The sequence below is a fragment of the Sinomonas sp. genome (genome assembly GCF_051955515.1).
Taxonomy (GTDB): domain Bacteria; phylum Actinomycetota; class Actinomycetes; order Actinomycetales; family Micrococcaceae; genus Sinomonas.
The window spans coordinates 17912-35624 of record NZ_JBQCGQ010000212.1 but is presented as its reverse complement, the minus strand read 5'-3'; the positions used below and the strand labels follow the sequence as shown (position 1 = coordinate 35624).

The window sequence follows — 17713 nt, the reverse complement described above, 5'->3', positions numbered from 1 at the left end:
CTGAACCGGACCCAGAGAGCCGCGAGACCCATCGGGAAGGCCACGAGGAACGGGAGGCGCCAGCCCCACTCCGCCATCGCAGCGCCCCCGAGGGCCGCAGTCAGGGCGGCGGCGAACAGCGTGCCGAACATCATGGCGATGAAGGTTGCCGCGTTGGCGTAGCTGACCACCTGGCCGCGCTTGTTCTGCGGCGCATTCTCGGAAAGGTAGGAATTGCCGTTGCCGGTCTCCGCACCCATCGAGAAGCCCTGGATGAAGCGGAGCACCACGAGGAGGATGGGGGACGCGACGCCGATCGCCGCGGCGCTCGGAAGGACGCCGATGAGGCCGGTCGCGGCGCTCATCGTGGTGACCAGGAAGATGAGGACGGCGCGGCGGCCGATCCTGTCGCCCCAGTAGCCGCCCACCGCCGCACCGAGCGGGCGGATGAAGAACGGAATGCCGAAGGCAACGAGCGCGAGCAGCATGGCGGTCGACGGGTCGCCGCCGGGGAAGAAGACGACCGCGAGGGTTCCCGCCAGGAATCCGTAGATGGCGTTGTCGTAGAGTTCGACGAATATCCCGGACAGGCCGGCGATCACCGATTTGGCGCTGATCGAACGCGTTTCAACGCGTTCGGAAACCAGCGTTTCCCGTGTTTGGGACATGGAGCACTCCTCAGATGGGGATGGTGGGGCCGTCCGCCCGTTAGATTCTGGGGGACTGGAATAAGTATTGTGAGCCACTTCACGCTGGATCAAGAGCGGTTCGATAGCCGTTTCACATGGGACCCAATCAAATCCTTATGTAGGACCCTGCGGGCCGCAGAACCCGCGGCATTGCTGGGCGTAGGCAGCAAGGGGCGACGCCGCGCGGGCAGCGCGGCATCGCCCCTGAGCGTTATTCAATTTCTATCCGGAATTGCTGGAGAGGCTATTTCTCCGGGTCCTCGGAAATGTTGATGAGCACTTTCGACGAGCGCGAGGAATCCGCCGCGCAGGCAAATGCGTCCTGGGCTTCGTCGATTCCGAAGACCTGCGTGATGACTGCCTCCGCGCGCGGATCGGCGGCCAGCAGCGCCACCGAGGCGTCGAGCTCGACGTCGAACCGCTGCGAACCGAAGAGGGTGACCTCCTTGGCGATGAGCCCCGCCATCGGAATCGGCAGAGGTCCCGCCGGGAGCATGCCGAGCTGGAGGACGGAGCCTCCCGGCCGCACGGCGTCGAGGGCAGCCACGAGAGAGGGCACGACTCCGGCGGCCTCCACCACGATGTCGTAGCCCCCCGCCTCAATCCGTTCCCCGGCACCCAGGCGGACGACGTCGTCGGCTCCCACCTCGCGCGCGACCTCGCGCGGGAGCTCCTGAAGGTCCGCGGCCACCACGCGGCCCGCGCCAGCGGCGCGGAGCGCAATGATCGCCAGGCAGCCGATGGGTCCGGCGCCGCTCACGAGGACGTTCGCCCCGCGAACCCGTTCGCCGAGCCTGCCGACCCCGTGCAGGGCCACAGCGAGCGGCTCGGAGAGGGCCGCGCGCCGAAGCGGCAGGCCGTCCGGGAGTTCGCGGAGCTGCTCTGGGGTGACCTCGAGGAATTCGACCAAGCCGCCTTGGGTGTGGGGATCGGTCGAGGCGCTGCCCAGGTAGCTGCCGCCGGGGGTGAGGTTGAAGCCGGCCCCGTGCACGCCACCGGGGAGAGGGGTGGGCCGCGCCGGATGGATGGCGACCCGCGCGCCCACGCCGAGGCTCGTCTCCGCGGCTGGCCCGATGTCGTGGACCACGCCCACCACCTCGTGCCCGAGAGTCAGCGGGGTCTTGATGACGTAGGCGCCGTTGCGCCCGTCCTTCGCGTAGTGCAGATCCGAACCGCAGATCCCCCCGTAGACGATGCGCACGAGGACGCGATCCGGCGAGACGACGACCGGTGCAACCGACTCGACCCGGAGATCCCCTTCGCCGTGGGCAATAACAGCTTTCATCATCTGATTCCCTTTCTCGAAGCCGAAATTCTCAGCGCGACAGATATCCGCCGTCGACCGGCAGCACCACGCCATGGACGTAGCGCGCCGCCCCCGAGGCGAGGAACAGCGCCGCACCCGCGATGTCCTCCGGACGCCCCCACCGCCCCGCCGGGATACGATCACGGATCTGGCGCTCCCGCGTCTCGTTGGCGAGCAGGGCGACATTCATCTCGGTGTCGATGAAGCCCGGCGCGATGGCGTTGACGTTCACCCCGCGCGGAGCCCATTCGTTCGCGATCGACTTGGTGAGCTGCCCCACCGCACCCTTCGAGGCCGCGTAGGCAGAGGCCGTGAAGCCCCCGAAGAAGCACAGCATGGACGCCATATTGATGACCGTGCCGTCGCCCCGATCGAGCATGGGCCGGCCGAAGAGCTGGATGAGCTCCATGACGGTGCGGAGATTGACCTGCAGCACCTGGTCCCAGTCGTCGCCGGGGAATTCCTCGAATTTGTGCCGGATATTGATTCCCGCATTGTTCACGAGGATGTCCACGCGATGATGGTCGAGGACGGACCGCGCGGCATCGGCTAGCTCGTCGGGGGAGGCCAAGTCGGCGGTGACATCGCGATAGCGCTCGTGCGAGATTCCGGCAGGACGCCGCTGGATCCCGATTACTTCCGCGCCGTTCCGCAAGTACAGCTCGGCGATGGCCCGGCCGATCCCCGAGCTCGTCCCGGTGACGACCGCGGTCTGCCCCGTGAGGTCCGCGCTGAACTCAGGCAATGTGGGATCCTCCGTTCACGTCGTACGTCACGCCGGTGAGGTAACCCGATTCCTCCCGCAGGAGGAATTCGATGACGTTCGCCACGTCGTCGACCGTGCCGATCCTGCCCACGGGCAATTCCTGCAGCAGGAACGCCTTGCGCTCATCGCTCAGGCGACCGCCCATGATGTCCGTATCGATCGAGCCCGGCGCCACGGAATTGGCCGTGATGCCGTACTGCCCGAGTTCGCGGGCCAGCGTGCGGGACATTCCCAGCAGGGCAGCCTTCGACGACGAATAGGCCGCCCGCCCGTACACCCCGCCGCCGCGCTCGGCGGAGGCGGAGGAGATATTCACGATGCGTCCCACTTTGTGCTCCGCCATGATCTTCACCGCGGCCTGCGTGATGTAGAACGTGCCGTTGAGGTTGACATCGATGACCCGCCGCCATTCCGCGTCCGTCACCTCGAGGAACGGGGTCGGTGAGCTGATCCCGGCATTATTGACGAGCCCCACGACCTGCGGGAGTGACTTCGCGATCTCCGCGACGGCCGCGTCGACCGACTCGCGGTCGCTGATGTCAGCGCCCACGCCGAGTACCGCGCCGCCGTGCTGCTCCTGGATCTCGAGGGCCACCTTCTCGCTGGCTTCGCGATCGAGGTCGACGACGGCGACCGCCCAGCCCTGCTGCGCGAGCCGCTGGGCCGTGGCGCGCCCGATGCCGCGGGGCGAGGCGGCGCCGGTGACGATGGCGGTACGTTCTGTGGGGAACGGGGCGGCGGGGTATGCGGGCAGAACCATTACTTCTCCGTTTCTGAGGTGTGAGATCTTGTGCGCGCAGGCAGGATGCTGCGCAGGTATTTCGCATTCGAGGCCCCGACGCTCGGGCCGTCGCCCCCGTAGTGCTCTACGACAAATGCCCCGGTGAAGCCTTGGGCGATCGCGGCCTGGATCATGTCCCGGTAATTGATGATGCCGAGTTCGAGCGAGGTTGGGTGGGTGAGCACCAGACCCCGCGAGGGGTCCTCGAGCCGCGCATAGTTCTTGATGTGCCAGTAGTTGGCGTGCGGGAGGGTGAGGGCGAAGGTCTCCTGCCAGCTCTCGATGGGCCGCTGCTGGCGGATCAGGTTGCCGACGTCCGGGTTGAGGCCGACGGCGGCATGCCCGATGTCGGCGAGGAACCTCACCGCGTCCTTCCCGCTCCCGAGGTACGTGTCCTCGTACAGCTCGAGGGAGAGCTCGACGCCGACGCTCGCTGCATGCTCGGCGAGCTCGCGATAGCGGCGGACGGCAAGTTGGTACGTCTCCGGATCGGCGGGACGCTCCGGACCGGGCACGGTCCAGAACCACGTCACCTGCATCTGGGCATCTAGGAGCTCGTCGTGGAGGCCGAGGCACACGATGGGCGCGCGGAGCGCCGCGGCGGCGTCGATGGTCCGGTGTGCGAGCGCCAGATTCGCCTCGCCCCGCTCCGGGTGGATGACGCTGCGACGGACGACGGAAATGCCCGGAACCTTGAGTCCCGCCTCGTCGAGGACCGCGCGCAGCTCCGCGAGGCGCTGCGGTGCGAGGTCTCCGATGCTGATCCACGACGTCGAGATTTCGACGGCGGAGAAGCCCGCCTCGACGACGGGCTGGAGCTGCTGCCGCCACACCTCGGAGGGCAATTCGGCGACAGGAACGGCGTCGTGCATTCCTGGGAACTGGAGCATCGCCGCGGAGATGCTCCAGTTCGCGGTGCGCGCACTGGCAAGCGCCGCGCTGGCCACTGCCGCGCTGGTCACTGCCGGGCTAGCCAATGCGGAGGCCCCCGTTGATGTTGTAGGTGGCGCCCGTGATGTAGCCCGCCTCCTCGCCGATGAGGAACTCGATGAGCGCGGCAACCTCGCCGGGCGTGCCGATACGGCCGACCGGGAGCTGCGCCAGGAACTTCGGCTTGCGGTCCTCCGTGATGGGGCCGCCCATGATGTCGGTGTCGATCGTGGCCGGGGCGATCACGTTGACCGTGACGCCCTGCGGCGCGATCTCCAGGGCAAGGGCGCGGGAGAAGGCTTCGATGGCGCCCTTCGAGGCGGCGTAGGCCGACTTGCTGAAGGTGCCGCCGCCGTTCTGCATGGCGGTCGATCCGAGGCTGACGACGCGCCCGTAGCCGCGCTCCATCATGCCGGGGACCACGCGTCGCGTGATGACGAACGTTCCCGTGGCGTTGATACGCATGACACGCTCCCAGGCGGCCAGGTCGAGGTCGAGGAATGCAACCGGCGAGCTGACGCCCGCGCTGTTCACGAGGGCCTGGATCGGGGGCAGCTCCTGCTCGAACCTGCTGATCGCCTGGTCGACGGCGGTCTCGTCCGAGATGTCCGCCCCGACACCGAGCGCGCGCACGCCGAAGTCCGACTCGATCTCGCCCGCCACTGCCTTGACGGCGCTTTCGTCGATGTCGACCAGCCCAAGATTCCACCCGGACTTTGCGAGCCGCCGTGCGAGCTCGGCGCCGATTCCCCGCGCCGACCCGGCCCCCGTGATGATTGCTGTGCCTGCCATGATTCTCCTTCGAATTAGATAATCTATATAATCCCCGGCATCCAAGTGCTCTTGACCTGGATCGGCGCGCTCAGTCTGCCTGTGTCAGCGAGAGGGTGAGGACCCGTTCCAGGTGATCGCGCATGGCGCGCTCCGCGGCATCCGGATCCCCGGTGGCAATGGCCTCCGCGATCGCGGAATGCTCGGCCAGAACGTCGTCCGCGTCCGGAATGCCGTTGAGGAACGACTGCCGCATGCGCTGCGCCTGGGCGTCCAACGTGGCGGCCAGCCGGAACAGGAAGTGGTTTCCGCAGCCGTGCAGGATCCCGTCGTGGAACGAGTGGTCGAGCTTGAGGAACTCGCGGAGCGCGTCCTTCTGCTGCTCGCCGCCCGATCCCCCGAGCCGGGACGCCGCCTCGCGCTGGTCCTCGAGAACGTCGCGGAGGTGGCTCGGGACGGACGGATCGCCGAGTTCGGCAGCCCGACGCACGGCAGCGACCTCAAGGACGAGCCGGGCGTCCATCATGGCCACCTTCTCGTCGGCGGAAAGGTGCGGTGCGGCGGTGTAGCCCTTGTTCGCCACGTACTTCACGAGCCCGGTGGACTCGAGCTGCACGAGTGCCTCGCGGACTGGCGTTGGCGAGACCTCGAGGAGCTGGGCGAGGGCCTCGACCCGAAGCGGAGCGCCTTCCCCGACCTGACCCTCGACGAGCATCTCCAGGATCGACTCGTAGACGCTTTCGCGCAGTCCGGCCCTGCGGATGGGCCGCGCGCTGCTCTGGACGGTCCGTGGGTTCATGAGATCTATCATCCGACACCCGCCGTCCCGGCACCCTGAGGCTCTCGCTGCGCCGCCCACGCCTCGGGGTTCACGGCGTTCCGCGGCACGATGCCCCGGCTTGCGTCGATAAGCGACTCGATCACGCTGCCCGAGACGGCGTCCGTGAAGCTGTCAGTCCAGCACAGCGAATGGGGCGCGAGGATCACGTTGTCCATCGCGGCAAGCGGGCTCTTCACGTCGAGTGGTTCACGCTCGAACACGTCGAGCCCGGCGCCCGCGAGCCGGCCGTCCGAGAGCCGCCGGATGAGCGCCTCCTCGTCCACGACGCTGCCACGGGCGAGGTTGATGAGGCGCGACGTGGGCTTCAGGAGCGAGAGCTCGCGGTCGCCGATGAGATGACGGGTTCCTGCGTTCGCAGCAACAGTGATCATGAGGTAGTCGCTCTGCGCGAGGACCGCGTCGAGCCCCAGCACCTCCACGCCGAGGGCCTCGGCCTCACGACGGCGGTCGGAGCGGTTGTAGGCGATGGTCCGGATGCCGAGGGCGCGGACGAGGCGAGCAGTTTCGAGGCCGATTCCGCCGAGGCCCACGATGCCGACAGTCGCGCCATCGAGCCCCGATCCGCGCCAGTCGGCACGCTCGTCCCATCGGCCCTCGCGGACGAGCCGGTCCTTGATGACCAGGTTGTGCGCCAGCGCGAAGAGCAGGGCGATGCCCGAGTCCGCGACGGGGCGTCGCACTGCGTCCGGGCAATTCGTCAGGAGGATCCCGCGGCGGGTGCACGCCGCGACGTCCACCGCATCGAACCCCGCGCCGAAGCGGGCGATGTGCCGGAGCCGGCCAGCCGGCAGCGAGGCCTCGGCCACGCGCGCGGCGCCGAGCACCAGCACCGCATCGAAGCCCTCGAGCTGGTCGGCCGCGAGATGCCCCGCTTTCTGGGGCAGCACCTTCCATTCGAGGCCCGCCTCGGTCAGCCGCGAGAGGCCGATGTCCCCGAAGATCGTGCTGCCGTCCTCCTCCGCGTAGCCCTTGGTGACTGCGACTCGATAGGTCAAGGGGTCTCCGTCCGTCGGCTGCCCTCCATCGGGCAAATCTATATTCTATAGAATTTGAGGAGACCGGGAGTTGTCAACCCCTTCGCGGGCCGCCGCTCAGTCCGCCTGGTCCGTCCCCGTCCACGGCCCCTCCGGGCCGAGCAGCATCTCGCGGAGGGTCTGGACGACCGCGTCGGCGGCAGCGGACAGGGGCTCGTGGTCGGGCGTCGCAAGGGCAAACCCGACCGTGAGTTCGGGATTGGTGATGCGCCGGAGGCGGAACTCCTCGCCCCGGAATCGGGCCTGGGCCGCTGGCAGCGGGAGGACCGTCACGCCGAGCCCCAACGCCACGGCCTCCGTCAGGGGGCGGCTGTGCTCCATCTCGATGAGGACCTTGAGCTCGAGCCCGGCCCTGCTGAGGGTCTGTTCCATGAGGCTCCGCAGGGTGTGCGTGCGGACGGGAAGAATGAATTCGAAATCCGCGAGTGCCGAAATGGGAACCTCATCCTCACTCGCGCCCGGGACTTCGAGATCGGCCGGCGTCACGAGCACGAGGGGGTCAGTCGAAATCCGGTCGAAATTCACTCCTCGAACAGGCCCCGGGTCAAAAACAAGCGCTGCATCTATTTGACCCATGCGAATGGCCTGGCTGTGGATCACCGTGAGCGTCTCGACAATTCTCATCACGATGCGCGGATAGCGCGACCGCACGGCTTGAAGGATCGGAATCGCCAGGCTGGACGCCAGACTGTAGGGCGCGAGGCCGATCGTGACCGTCCCCGAAGGGCTCGACACCTCGGAGTTGATCTCGTGGTGGGCTTCACTCTCGAGCCGCAGAATGCTCTGTGCGTAGCGGTAGAGCGAACGGCCCGCCGCAGTCGGCACAATTCCGCGGCGACTGCGCACGAGCAGCTGCTGCTTGAATTCCGATTCCAAAGCCGAGACGTGCTGGCTCAGGGCAGGCTGGGCAAGGTGGAGCAATTCCGCGGCCCTCGTGATCGTCCCACTGTCGACGATGGTCACAAAGTACCGCAGACGCCGCGTTTCCATCAAGATCTCCGATGTTTCGGTGTGTGCCATAAGGCAGGCATATATGTCTATGCGAAACGCATATTAGCGCACCGCGAGCGCCGCCCGTACGGTTTTTCCAACACCCCAACCCATCACAGGAGGGCTCGATGACGACCACAGTGGATCTGATCGCGGATCTCGGCGAGAGCTTCGGGGCCTACACGATGGGCGACGACGACGCCCTCCTCGACATTGTCAGCTCGGCGAACGTCGCGTGCGGCTTCCACGCCGGCGACCCCCGCGTCATGGACCGAACTGTGGGCGAGTGCGTCCGCCGCGGAGTCAGCATCGGAGCGCACCCGAGCTTTCCCGACCTGGTGGGCTTCGGCCGCCGGGCGATGGACCTCACGGCCGACGAGGTGCGCACCGACGTGATCTACCAGCTCGGGGCCCTCTCGGGCTTCGCCGCCGCTCACGGTACCGCGGTCACGCACCTCTGTCCGCACGGCCGGCTCGGAAACCTCGTGATCACGCGTGAGGACTACGCCGAGGCCATGGTCGAAGCGGTGGCGCAGGTGGACCCCTCGATCATCGTCCTCACCCAGGCCGGCGCGGTGGTCGACACCGCCGCCCGTCGCGGCATCAATATCGGCCTCGTCGGCGTGATCGACCGCAACTACGAGGACGACGGCACTCTCACCCCGCGCCGCGAGCCGAACGCCGTCATCCACGACACCGACGCGATCGTGGAGCGCACGGTCCGCATGGTCCGCGATGGCATCGTGGTGAGCCGCACCGGGAAGGAACTGGCGGTGACCACGGACTCGGTCCTGCTCCACGGAGACGGCCCGGACGCCGTCGCCGTCGCCCGTCGGGTGAAGCAAGCCCTCCTCGATGCCGGCGTGACCATCGCTCCCCTCGCGGGGGCGAACGCCCTCACCTCGCGCTAGACCGCCCGCTCCGCAAGAGAATCGCGATGAGAACCCGATTAACACCCTGCGGCGAGGCCGCCTTCCGCGTCCTCGTCGAAGACGCCGGCCCCCAGGAGCAGTGGGAAGCCGTGCACCGCATCGCCGAATGGATCGGAGCGCGCCCGGTGCCGGGCGTCTACGGCGTGGTGCCCACGTACGACTCGCTGCTCGTCGAGTTCGACCCGTCCCGCCAGACGTTCCAGATGCTGTCGGCCGTATTTGATGTCGTCCTCAACGACATCCTCCACGACGCCCATAACGATCCCCATCCAGCGGGTCACAGCCCACGCCGCTTCACGCTTCCCGTGCTGTACGGCGGCGAGCACGGCCCGGACCTCGGCTGGGTCGCGGACTTCCTGGGCATCAGCGAGGGCGAGGTGATCGCGCTGCACACGGCCGAGGAATACGTGGTGCGCTGCCTCGGCGGCCCCGCGGCCTCGTGCATGATCGACGGCCCGGCCTTCGCGAAGCCGATTCCAAGGCTTCCCGATCCGCGTCTGCAGGTGCCGCCGAACGCCGTCTCGGTCGCGGGATCTCAGGGCGTGGTCGGGCCCGTCGCGGCCCCGAGCGGCTGGCGGCTCATTGGCCTGTCCCCCGTGGACGTGATGGACCGCGAGAGCGCGACCCTGGTTCCCTACCGTCCGGGCGACACGATCCGCTTCCGGGCCATCGTGCCCAGCGAGTGGGACGGCCTCGTCGGCGTCAAGCTCGGCGAGCTGGTGCAGTGATGCTGATCCTCACTCCCGGGATGACCGTGGTCACCGACCTCGGCCGATTCGACGGGCCACCGCTCGGCTTCTCCGTGAACGGCGCCCTCGACCAGTACTCGGCCCGGCTCGCCAACATCCTCGTAGCAAATCACGAGAACGCCCCACTGCTCGAGATCACGGCCAGCAGGCTCTCCTTCGCCGCGGAGAACGACCTGCTCATCGCCGTCACCGGCTCGGTCGCGAGCATCCGGATCGACGGCTACACCGTGCCCGACCACTCGCCGGTGTCGGTCGAGACGGGCCAGGTCGTCACGATCAACCCCGGCACGGTCGGCCTCCGGAGCTACCTGGCGGTGCACGGCTCCTTCACGGTCCCGATGCTGCTGGGCAGCTGCGCTCCGGACAGCATGATCGGCTTCGGCCTGCGCCTCGAGAAGGGCCAGCGCCTCGCGTGCAATCTCAGCCAGGCCCCGCTGCGGAACCCGTCGCTTGACCTTCCCCTGCTCCGGCTCGGGCCCATCGCCGCCCGGATCGAGGAGGAGCCGCAGATCGAGGTCACCGACGGCCCGGACATCGCGGAATTCGGCGACACCGCGTCCCGCCTCTTCGAGAAGCCCTATGTGGTGAGCCCGCGCAGCAACCACGTGGGCCTCCGCCTGGCAGGTCACCTCCCCGAGCGCGTCTCCACGGGAGAAGTTCTCTCGCGCGGCGTCCCGGTCGGCGCGATCGAGGTCCCCTCGACCCAGGAGCTGCTCGTCCTCCACCGCGGCCGCGGCGTCACCGCCGGCTACCCGGTCCTCGCCGTGCTCACCCTCCCCTCCCTGGACGCGATAGCCCAGGCCCGCCCCGGCCAGCGCGTCCGCTTCCGCCCGACCACGCTCGAGCAGGCTTCGCTCCGCCAACTCGACCAGCACCTGCACCTCACGCGGCTCCGCGAGCGGTGCTGGGAGGCGCTTGCGGCCCACGGCGTGCACGACTTCGACGCGGGGCTCCCCGCTCCCCGAACCCCCACAGTCCCCTCACCCCAACCAGCAGAAAGCAGGCTCCCGTGATCCACGTCCACACCCGCATCGACCGCCCCTCAGCCGACGTCGTCGAGCGCCTCGGCGCATTCTCCTCCGCCACCATCCACGAGGCCCAGGGACGCAAGGGCGCGCTGTCCCATCGCATCAAGCCGCTCCACCCGAGCATGTCCTTCTGCGGCCCCGCGTTCACCGTCAAGGCGCAGCCGGGAGACAACATCATGGTCCAGGTGGCGATCTCCTACGCCCAGCCCGGCGACGTGGTCATCGTCGAGGCCGGCGAGCTCGAGCAGTCAGGCTCTTTCGGCGAGGTCCTCGCCACCGCATGCCAGTCGAAGGGCCTCGCGGCCTTCGTCACGGACTCGGGGGTCCGCGACAGCGCCGAGATCATCGAGCTCGGCTTCCCCGTCTTCTCGGGCTCGGTCTGCATCGAGGGCACGGTCAAGGAGACGCTCGGCCCGGTCAACTTTCCGCTGGCCGTCGGCGGCCAGACCGTCAACCCGGGCGACATCCTCAAGGGAGACGCCGATGGCATCGTCGTCATCCGCCCCGAGGAGGCCGAGGACGTCATCCGCGCCTGCAAGGCGCGCGAGGACCACGAGGCCGAGATCATGGCCCAGCACCGCGCGGGAGGAAAGACCGTCATCGAGCTCCACGGCCTGACCGAGAAGCTCAAGGCCAAGGGCCTGCTGGTCGAGGTCTGATCCGATGACAACCACCATGACCCTCACTCCAGTCCAGCGGCGCGTCCAGCGCGTCGCCGAGCGGATGGAGGCGGCGCGCGCGGACGTGCTCCTCGCCACGAGCCCGAGCGCAATCGCCTACCTCGCCGACCTCAACATCCGCCCCTTCACCGCCCCCGGGACCGTTCTCATCCTCGGGCCGGGCGGGAACACGACACTCCTCGCCTCCGAGGCCGACCAGCCCAAGATCGCCGCGAGCGGCTACCAAGGGCTCACGGACTTCTGGCCTCTGGGAGAGGACGCCGAGGAGCGCCGCGCGTCGGTACTCCGCAGGCATCTTGCCGGTCTCCCCTCCTCGTCCCGAATTGCCGCAGAGCGCGGTGCGCAGGCGGAGGGCTCGATTGCTGCCGAGCCGCTGCTTGACGCAGCCATGCGCATCAAGGACGACGACGAAATCCGTCGCCTCCGCGGCGCGGCGGATCTCGCCGACATCGGGTACACGGCGGTGGTCGACAGGATGACGCCCGAGCTGCGGGTGTACGAGATCGTCCGCAACGTGGACCGCTCGCTGCGGCGGGCCGGCGGCGGAGAGTTCTGGTCTCCGCTCGAGCACGCGGCCGGAGTCACGCGGGCAGGCTACTACCCGGCGAGGAGCATCGCGACCCTCCTCGGGAGGCACGAGGAGACCGGCGTCCTGGACCCGAGCCAGCCCCTTCCGTTCGCGCTCTACCCGCTGAGCGAGAACTACACGGGCACGGCCGGCACCACGATCGTGTTCGAGACGCCGGGGCCGCTTCTCCGGAGCCTCGCGGACGCCCTCTCCGACGCGACCGAGACCGCCCTCGCCGCCATCCGCCCGGGTGTCCGCGCCGACGAGGTCTTCGCAATCCACCGGCGGGCGCTGCAGGGCACGGTCTCCCCCGACCGGCTCGATCCGGTCATCGGCTACTCGGTGGGAACCGGGCCCGCCCGCCCGCTGCTCTCCGCGACCTCCGAAGAGGTCCTCGAGCCCGGGATGGCCCTCTCGGTCCGCACTGCGATCGCCCGCGAACAGGGTCCCGGCATCGCTTTCCAGACCACTGTCCTCGTCACGGAGACCGGGAATGAGCGGCTGAACATCGTGCCCCTGCGTCTCATCGAGCTGCACTAATCGAGCTGCACCAGTTAGGGAATTCCATGACTTCAGCACTTTCCACCGCCACCCCCACGGTCACCCTGACCGCGGGGGCCAAGATGCCCCTCATCGGGTTCGGAACCCACCCGCTTCGCGGGCAGGAGGCCACCGAGGCCATCCTCCAGGCCCTCGACCTCGGCTACCGCAGCGTTGACACGGCCACCCGCTACCAGAATCAGGACGCCGTGGGAGCGGCCCTCCGTCAGACGAGCATCCCCCGCGAGGAACTGTTCATCACCACGAAGCTCCCGCCGGACGCCGTCGGCTTCGAACGCAAGACCCTCGAGCAAAGCCTTGAGGCCCTCGGAAGCGACTACGTGGATCTCTGGCTCATGCACTGGCCTCCGGGAGGCAGCCCGGGAGTTGGCTCGTGGAAGGAGTTCATCCGGGCCCGCGAGGAAGGCCTCGTGCGGGCGATCGGCGTGAGCAACTACCAGATCCGCCTCCTCGATGCGCTCAAGCGCGAGACCGGGGAGTACCCCGAGGTGACGCAGCTCCAGTGGAGTCCCGTCTGCTACAGCGAGCGCTACCTCACCGCGTGCCGCGAGCGCGGAATCGTGGTGGGCGCTCACAGCCCGCTGCGCAGCGCACGGCTGGAGGATCCGGTGCTGACCGAGATCGCGAAGGCCCACGACGTGACGCCCACTCAGGTCATCATCCGCTGGGACGTGCAGCATGGCGTCGCCGTCGTCCCGAAGTCGGCGCACCGAGAGCGCATGCTGAGCAACCTCGACGTCATGCGGTTCACGCTCACCGAGGACGAGATGAAGGCCATCGATGGGCTCAGCGAACTTGAATGACGCAGCCCTCATCGGCCTCGGACCGATGGGCGCCCCGATCGCGCGGCACATCGCCGAGCACGGGTATGCGCTGCAGGTGTGGAACCGCACCGCCGAGAAGGCCGAGGCCTTCCGGGGCACCGCGAAAGTCGCTACGGACCCCGCGGACCTTGCGGCCACCGTCGTCATCTCAGCGCTCCCGGACGTGGACCAGCTGAGCGAGCTGGCGCCGTCGTCCGTCCTCGAGCAGTGGGCTCGAAGCGGCACCCGTTACCTCCTTGTGCTGAGCACCACCTCGCCGGACAAGATCCTCTCGCTCGCGGCACGTGCGGCGGCGTACGGCATCTGCGTCGTCGACGCTCCCATGAGCGGCGGCGACGCCGGTGCCCAAGCCGGCACCCTGAGTCTCATGGTCGGCGCAGACCCCGCGGACTTCGCGCAGCTGCGGCCCCTCCTGGAGACGTTCGCGTCGACGGTCCAGAACATGGGGCCCACGGGGTCCGGCGCGGTCGCGAAGCTCTGCAATCAAGTGGTGGTGGCGGGAACGCTCGTGGCGCTGGCCGAATCGCTCGACCTCGCCCGGCGTGCCGGCCTCTCGCAGGCGCAGCTCGTCGAGGTCCTCAGAGGCGGCCTCGCCGCGAGCGCGGTCCTCGACCTCAAGGCGCAGAAGCTCCTGGAGCGGGACTACGCCCTCGGCGGCAGCGCGGTGAACCAGCTCAAGGACCTGCGCTACGCCGTCGGCTTCGGAAACCGCCTCGGCGCGGAACTGCCCGTGACCCGCGAGACCACCTCGCTCTTCGAAGCCGCCGTGCGCACGGGCCTCGGCGAGAAAGACCATTCCGTGGTGCAGGAACTTCTGCGCTCTGCGCCGCGGGACTGACAGGAGACTCTGAATGACCACCGACCTCGCGTTCCGCCCCTCCGAGCCCGTCCAGCGCATCGAGAGCACCTCGAGGCGCGTCCAGCAGCCGCAGTCGACGGCGAACCTGGTCTCCCTCGCGATGGGCGAGCCGAATTTCGACACCCCGGCCCCCATCCGCGAGGCGGCCGAGCGTGCGATGGCCGAAGGGCGGACGCACTATTCGCCGCTCGTCGGCGAGCCCGCCCTCCGCGAGGCCCTCGCCGAGAAGCTCTCCGCGCAGGCCGGCGAGGAACTGCTGCCCGCCGACGTCCTGGTGACCCAAGGCGGCACCGCGGGCCTCGCTGCGGTGATCCTCGGCGTCGTCAACCCCGGCGACAAAGTGGTCATCCCCGACCCCACGTACTCGCTCTATTCGGATCTCATCAGCATGGCCGGCGGCGAATGCGTGACGGTCCCCCTGCGCGAGGACCTCCACTGGGACCTCGGCGCACTCGAGGCGGCGCTCAGGGGCGCGCGGCTGTTCGTGTTCTGCAACCCGTCGAACCCGACCGGCATCGTGCACACCCGCGCCGAACTCGACGCCCTCGGCGAGATGCTCGCCGGAACCGACACGCTGGTGCTCTCCGACGAGGCGTACAGCGACCTCGTATATACGGCCGAGCCGTTCACGTCAGCGCTTTCCGTCCCGGCCCTTCGGGGTCGCACCATCTATTGCCAGACCTTCTCCAAGACGTACGCCATGACCGGCTGGCGGGTGGGCTACGTGTGGGGACCGCACGACGTCGTCGCCGCCGCCGCACGCATCCACGCCACGTTCAACGGCTCGGTGAGCGGCGTCAACCAGTACGCCGCGCTGGCCGCGCTCAAGGAGGGCGACGACGAGGTGCGGCGGATGCTCGAGGCCTACCGCCGTCGTCGTGCAGTCATGAAGGAGGGCCTCGCCTCCATCAAGGGCCTCACCGCCAGCTCGCCCGATGGGGCGTTCTACCTGTTCCCCCGGTACGACTTCGAGATCGAGTCAGTCAACCTCGTGGGCCGCCTCCGCGAGGGCGGAGTCGCTGTCCGGCCCGGGAGCGAGTTCGGCGCGCACGGCGAACACCACCTCAGGCTGTCCTATGCAGCCGGCGAGCGAGAGATCGTGGAGGGCATCAAGCGCCTGGCCGCTGGCCTCGCCGCTCTCTGACCCCCTCTCGTCACGCGCCCCCTCTCGTCACGCGCTCCCCCTCTCGTCACGCGCTCCCTCTCGTTGCGCCGTCACGTCTACACGGTAAAGGTGACGGCGCAACCGGAAACCCGCGAACCGGAAGCCCGCGCAACCGAAAAACCCAAGGAGAAGCCGATGCCCACAGCGCACGCCTACGCCCTCCCGTCCGCCGACGGACAGCTCGTACCCACCACGATCGAACGGCGGGAACCCGGGCCGCACGAGGTGTTCATCGCCATCGAGTTCGCCGGGATCTGCCATTCGGACCTCCACATCGCCCGCGGCGAGTGGGGCAACAGCCCCGCGTACCCGATCGTCGTCGGCCATGAGATCGCGGGCGTCGTCGAGGCGGTGGGCTCGGAGGTGACGAAGCACGCCGTCGGCGACCGGGTCGGCGTCGGCTGCTTCGTCGATTCCTGCCGCGAGTGCCAGGCCTGCCTCGACGGCGAGGAGCAGTTCTGCAAGGGCAACATCCCCACCTACAACTCGACCGGCCGCGACGGGAAGCCCACCGCCGGCGGCTACAGCACCCACATCACGGTCGACGAGAACTACGTGGTGCGGATCCCCGACGCGCTCGGGCTCGACGTCGCCGCGCCGCTCCTCTGCGCGGGCATCACGCTCTACTCGCCGCTCACCATGTGGGGGGCGGGGCCGGGCAAGCAGGTGGCGATCATCGGCATGGGCGGCCTCGGGCACATGGGGGTCAAGATCGCCCATGCGCTCGGCGCCGAAGTCTCGGTGATCAGCCAGTCGCTCAAGAAGCAGGACGACGCGTTCAGGCTCGGCGCCGACCATTACTATGCGAGCTCGGACCCCAGCACCTTCGAGGACCTCAAAGGCCGCTTCGACCTCATCATCAACACGGTCTCCGCGGACCTGGACCTCGACGCGTACCTCGCGCTGCTCGCTCTCGACGGGACGTTCGTCATCGCGGGGCTTCCCGAGAAGCCCATGACGTTCCACCCGTTGTCCCTCCACAGGGTCCGGCGGCGGCTCGTGGGGACGAAGAACGGCGGGATCCGGCAGACGCAGGAAATGCTCGACTTCTGCGCCAAGCACGGGCTGGGCGCAGAAGTCGAGGTCATTCCGGCGGAGAAGATCAACGAGGCGTGGGAGCGCGTCGTGGCGAGCGACGTGCGCTACCGGTTCGTGATCGACACGTCCACTCTCTGATCAGCTTCCGAAGCGCAGGAGCACCTTGCCGGAGGTCGCCGAATCCTTGGCGACGCCGAACGCCTCGAGGGCCTGATCGACGTCGAACACGTGGGTGACCACGGCGGACGGCTCGATCTCGCCCGCGGCGAGCGCCGCGATCACCTCGTCGATCTCGCCGTTGAAGCGGAAGGAGCCCACGAGCTCAAGCTCCCGCGCGATCGCCGCGGAGACCAGCACGGGCTGGTCCCCCGGCGGCAGGAGGCCGAGCATCACCACGCGGCCGCCGCGCATGGCCGCCTTGATCGCAGTGCGCAGGCCCGGGACGCTTCCGGAGGATTCGATGACGACGTCGGCATCCAGCTTCTCGAGTTCGCTCGCCTCCGAGGCGAGCACCGTGCGCTTCGCCCCGAGCTCCTTGGCCCGCTCGAGGGGCGCCTCGAAGAGATCCGTCACGATGATCTCGCCCGCGCCGTGGTGGGCGAGCACGGCGACGACGAGCGCGCCGATGGGGCCAGCTCCGACGACGAGGACGCGCTTCCCGGCGACCTCGCCCGCCTGCTTGACCGCGTGCCAGGCAACGCTCAGCGGCTCGATGAGGGCCGCGGCGCGGGCATCCAGCGCGTCAGGGATGGCCCGAAGCATGCGCGAGGGAAGGGCGACGACCTCCGCGAAGGCTCCGCTGCGATGCGGGTGGGTCGCCGCACTGCCGAGATAGGTTCCGCCGGGCGAGAGGTTGGGGCGGTCTTCGGGGAATCGCGAGCCGTTGCCTGGGCCCGGGGTCGCGGGATGAACCGCTACCCTCACCCCTTCTGCGGGCCCGCTTCCGTCCGCCGCAGGCCGCACCACCCTCCCGATCACCTCGTGGCCCAGCACGAGCGGATCCTTCAGGATCGACTCCCCCGCCGCGCCATGCAGCCAGTAATGAAGATCAGAGCCGCAGATCCCTCCGAATTCGATTGCCACGAGAGCCTCGTCGCTTCCGGGGACGGGTTCCGCGAGGACGTCTACTCGGAGATCATCGCGTCCATGGGCGACGACGGCGCGAACGCCGGCTTCTGTCTGCATTCCTTTTTCCTTTTGTCGAGTTCTTCGATGGAGAATT

Annotated in this window: 19 protein-coding genes; 9 read left to right on the top strand and 10 right to left on the bottom strand. The window is 68.5% G+C overall.

Annotated features, from left to right (window positions below; translation table 11 throughout):
* The 9 genes from ACTHL9_RS12495 to ACTHL9_RS12455 all read right to left on the bottom strand — a co-directional run.
* The coding region (locus ACTHL9_RS12495) for an MFS transporter (protein WP_440519501.1) at positions 1–647 on the bottom strand (647 nt) is incomplete at its 3' end.
* 265 nt (positions 648–912) lie between these two features.
* Positions 913–1956: a zinc-binding dehydrogenase gene (locus ACTHL9_RS12490; protein WP_440519500.1), complete on the bottom strand. Its 1044-nt coding sequence runs from the start codon at positions 1954–1956 to the stop codon at positions 913–915.
* 28 nt (positions 1957–1984) lie between these two features.
* A complete protein-coding gene (locus tag ACTHL9_RS12485) occupies positions 1985–2719 on the bottom strand; it encodes an SDR family NAD(P)-dependent oxidoreductase (protein WP_440519499.1) in 735 nt (244 codons plus the stop codon).
* Positions 2712–3500: an SDR family NAD(P)-dependent oxidoreductase gene (locus ACTHL9_RS12480; protein ID WP_440519498.1), complete on the bottom strand. Its 789-nt coding sequence runs from the start codon at positions 3498–3500 to the stop codon at positions 2712–2714. Before ACTHL9_RS12480 ends, ACTHL9_RS12485 begins: the two co-directional genes overlap by 8 nt.
* Positions 3500–4483: a sugar phosphate isomerase/epimerase family protein gene (locus tag ACTHL9_RS12475; RefSeq protein WP_440519497.1), complete on the bottom strand. Its 984-nt coding sequence runs from the start codon at positions 4481–4483 to the stop codon at positions 3500–3502. The genes ACTHL9_RS12480 and ACTHL9_RS12475 overlap by 1 nt, the downstream gene beginning before the upstream one ends.
* A gap of 7 nt (positions 4484–4490) precedes the next feature.
* Entirely contained in the window at positions 4491–5243 is a 753-nt protein-coding gene (locus ACTHL9_RS12470; RefSeq protein ID WP_440519495.1) for an SDR family NAD(P)-dependent oxidoreductase, read from the bottom strand.
* Positions 5244–5313: 70 nt separating this feature from the next.
* A complete protein-coding gene (locus ACTHL9_RS12465; RefSeq protein WP_440519494.1) occupies positions 5314–6021 on the bottom strand; it encodes a GntR family transcriptional regulator in 708 nt (235 codons plus the stop codon).
* A gap of 8 nt (positions 6022–6029) precedes the next feature.
* Positions 6030–7058 (bottom strand): 2-hydroxyacid dehydrogenase, encoded by a 1029-nt coding sequence (locus tag ACTHL9_RS12460; RefSeq protein WP_440519493.1) that lies wholly within the window; start codon positions 7056–7058, stop codon positions 6030–6032.
* Between the two features lie 96 nt (positions 7059–7154).
* Positions 7155–8087, bottom strand: a complete 933-nt coding sequence (locus tag ACTHL9_RS12455) for a LysR substrate-binding domain-containing protein (protein ID WP_440519492.1) — start codon at positions 8085–8087, stop codon at positions 7155–7157.
* A gap of 128 nt (positions 8088–8215) precedes the next feature.
* On the opposite strand from ACTHL9_RS12455, the gene ACTHL9_RS12450 reads away from it, so the two are divergent.
* The 9 genes from ACTHL9_RS12450 to ACTHL9_RS12410 all read left to right on the top strand — a co-directional run bounded on the left by ACTHL9_RS12450 (position 8216) and on the right by ACTHL9_RS12410 (position 16629).
* The gene (locus tag ACTHL9_RS12450) at positions 8216–8998 is read left to right on the top strand and encodes a LamB/YcsF family protein (protein WP_440519491.1); all 783 of its coding nucleotides are present in this window, start codon (positions 8216–8218) and stop codon (positions 8996–8998) included.
* Between the two features lie 26 nt (positions 8999–9024).
* Positions 9025–9747 (top strand): 5-oxoprolinase subunit B family protein, encoded by a 723-nt coding sequence (locus ACTHL9_RS12445; RefSeq protein WP_440519489.1) that lies wholly within the window; start codon positions 9025–9027, stop codon positions 9745–9747.
* Complete coding sequence (locus tag ACTHL9_RS12440; protein ID WP_440519488.1) at positions 9747–10781, top strand: biotin-dependent carboxyltransferase family protein; 1035 nt, start codon at positions 9747–9749, stop codon at positions 10779–10781. The genes ACTHL9_RS12445 and ACTHL9_RS12440 overlap by 1 nt, the downstream gene beginning before the upstream one ends.
* Complete coding sequence (locus tag ACTHL9_RS12435) at positions 10778–11455, top strand: 4-carboxy-4-hydroxy-2-oxoadipate aldolase/oxaloacetate decarboxylase (protein WP_440519487.1); 678 nt, start codon at positions 10778–10780, stop codon at positions 11453–11455. Before ACTHL9_RS12440 ends, ACTHL9_RS12435 begins: the two co-directional genes overlap by 4 nt.
* A gap of 16 nt (positions 11456–11471) precedes the next feature.
* Positions 11472–12584, top strand: a complete 1113-nt coding sequence (locus ACTHL9_RS12430) for a M24 family metallopeptidase (RefSeq protein WP_440519485.1) — start codon at positions 11472–11474, stop codon at positions 12582–12584.
* Between the two features lie 26 nt (positions 12585–12610).
* On the top strand, positions 12611–13408 hold the full coding sequence (locus ACTHL9_RS12425) for an aldo/keto reductase (RefSeq protein WP_440519483.1): 798 nt from the start codon (positions 12611–12613) through the stop codon (positions 13406–13408).
* Positions 13401–14267, top strand: coding sequence for an NAD(P)-dependent oxidoreductase (locus ACTHL9_RS12420; protein ID WP_440519482.1), 867 nt, complete (start codon positions 13401–13403; stop codon positions 14265–14267). Before ACTHL9_RS12425 ends, ACTHL9_RS12420 begins: the two co-directional genes overlap by 8 nt.
* A 13-nt stretch (positions 14268–14280) precedes the next feature.
* Complete coding sequence (locus tag ACTHL9_RS12415; RefSeq protein WP_440519480.1) at positions 14281–15432, top strand: pyridoxal phosphate-dependent aminotransferase; 1152 nt, start codon at positions 14281–14283, stop codon at positions 15430–15432.
* A 156-nt stretch (positions 15433–15588) separates the two neighbouring features.
* The gene (locus tag ACTHL9_RS12410) at positions 15589–16629 is read left to right on the top strand and encodes an NAD(P)-dependent alcohol dehydrogenase (protein WP_440519478.1); all 1041 of its coding nucleotides are present in this window, start codon (positions 15589–15591) and stop codon (positions 16627–16629) included.
* On the opposite strand, the gene ACTHL9_RS12405 is transcribed toward ACTHL9_RS12410, so the two are convergent.
* Complete coding sequence (locus ACTHL9_RS12405; protein WP_440519477.1) at positions 16630–17676, bottom strand: L-idonate 5-dehydrogenase; 1047 nt, start codon at positions 17674–17676, stop codon at positions 16630–16632.
* Positions 17677–17713: the final 37 nt, after the last annotated feature.

Coding starts and splice junctions, on each gene's coding strand:
- ACTHL9_RS12490 (WP_440519500.1), bottom strand. CDS start 1,956: ATGATGAAAGCTGTTATTGCCCACGGCGAAGGGGATCTCCGGGTCGAG.
- ACTHL9_RS12480 (WP_440519498.1), bottom strand. CDS start 3,500: ATGGTTCTGCCCGCATACCCCGCCGCCCCGTTCCCCACAGAACGTACC.
- ACTHL9_RS12470 (WP_440519495.1), bottom strand. CDS start 5,243: ATGGCAGGCACAGCAATCATCACGGGGGCCGGGTCGGCGCGGGGAATC.
- ACTHL9_RS12465 (WP_440519494.1), bottom strand. CDS start 6,021: ATGAACCCACGGACCGTCCAGAGCAGCGCGCGGCCCATCCGCAGGGCC.
- ACTHL9_RS12455 (WP_440519492.1), bottom strand. CDS start 8,087: ATGGAAACGCGGCGTCTGCGGTACTTTGTGACCATCGTCGACAGTGGG.
- ACTHL9_RS12450 (WP_440519491.1), top strand. CDS start 8,216: ATGACGACCACAGTGGATCTGATCGCGGATCTCGGCGAGAGCTTCGGG.
- ACTHL9_RS12445 (WP_440519489.1), top strand. CDS start 9,025: ATGAGAACCCGATTAACACCCTGCGGCGAGGCCGCCTTCCGCGTCCTC.
- ACTHL9_RS12440 (WP_440519488.1), top strand. CDS start 9,747: ATGCTGATCCTCACTCCCGGGATGACCGTGGTCACCGACCTCGGCCGA.
- ACTHL9_RS12430 (WP_440519485.1), top strand. CDS start 11,472: ATGACCCTCACTCCAGTCCAGCGGCGCGTCCAGCGCGTCGCCGAGCGG.
- ACTHL9_RS12425 (WP_440519483.1), top strand. CDS start 12,611: ATGACTTCAGCACTTTCCACCGCCACCCCCACGGTCACCCTGACCGCG.
- ACTHL9_RS12415 (WP_440519480.1), top strand. CDS start 14,281: ATGACCACCGACCTCGCGTTCCGCCCCTCCGAGCCCGTCCAGCGCATC.
- ACTHL9_RS12410 (WP_440519478.1), top strand. CDS start 15,589: ATGCCCACAGCGCACGCCTACGCCCTCCCGTCCGCCGACGGACAGCTC.
- ACTHL9_RS12405 (WP_440519477.1), bottom strand. CDS start 17,676: ATGCAGACAGAAGCCGGCGTTCGCGCCGTCGTCGCCCATGGACGCGAT.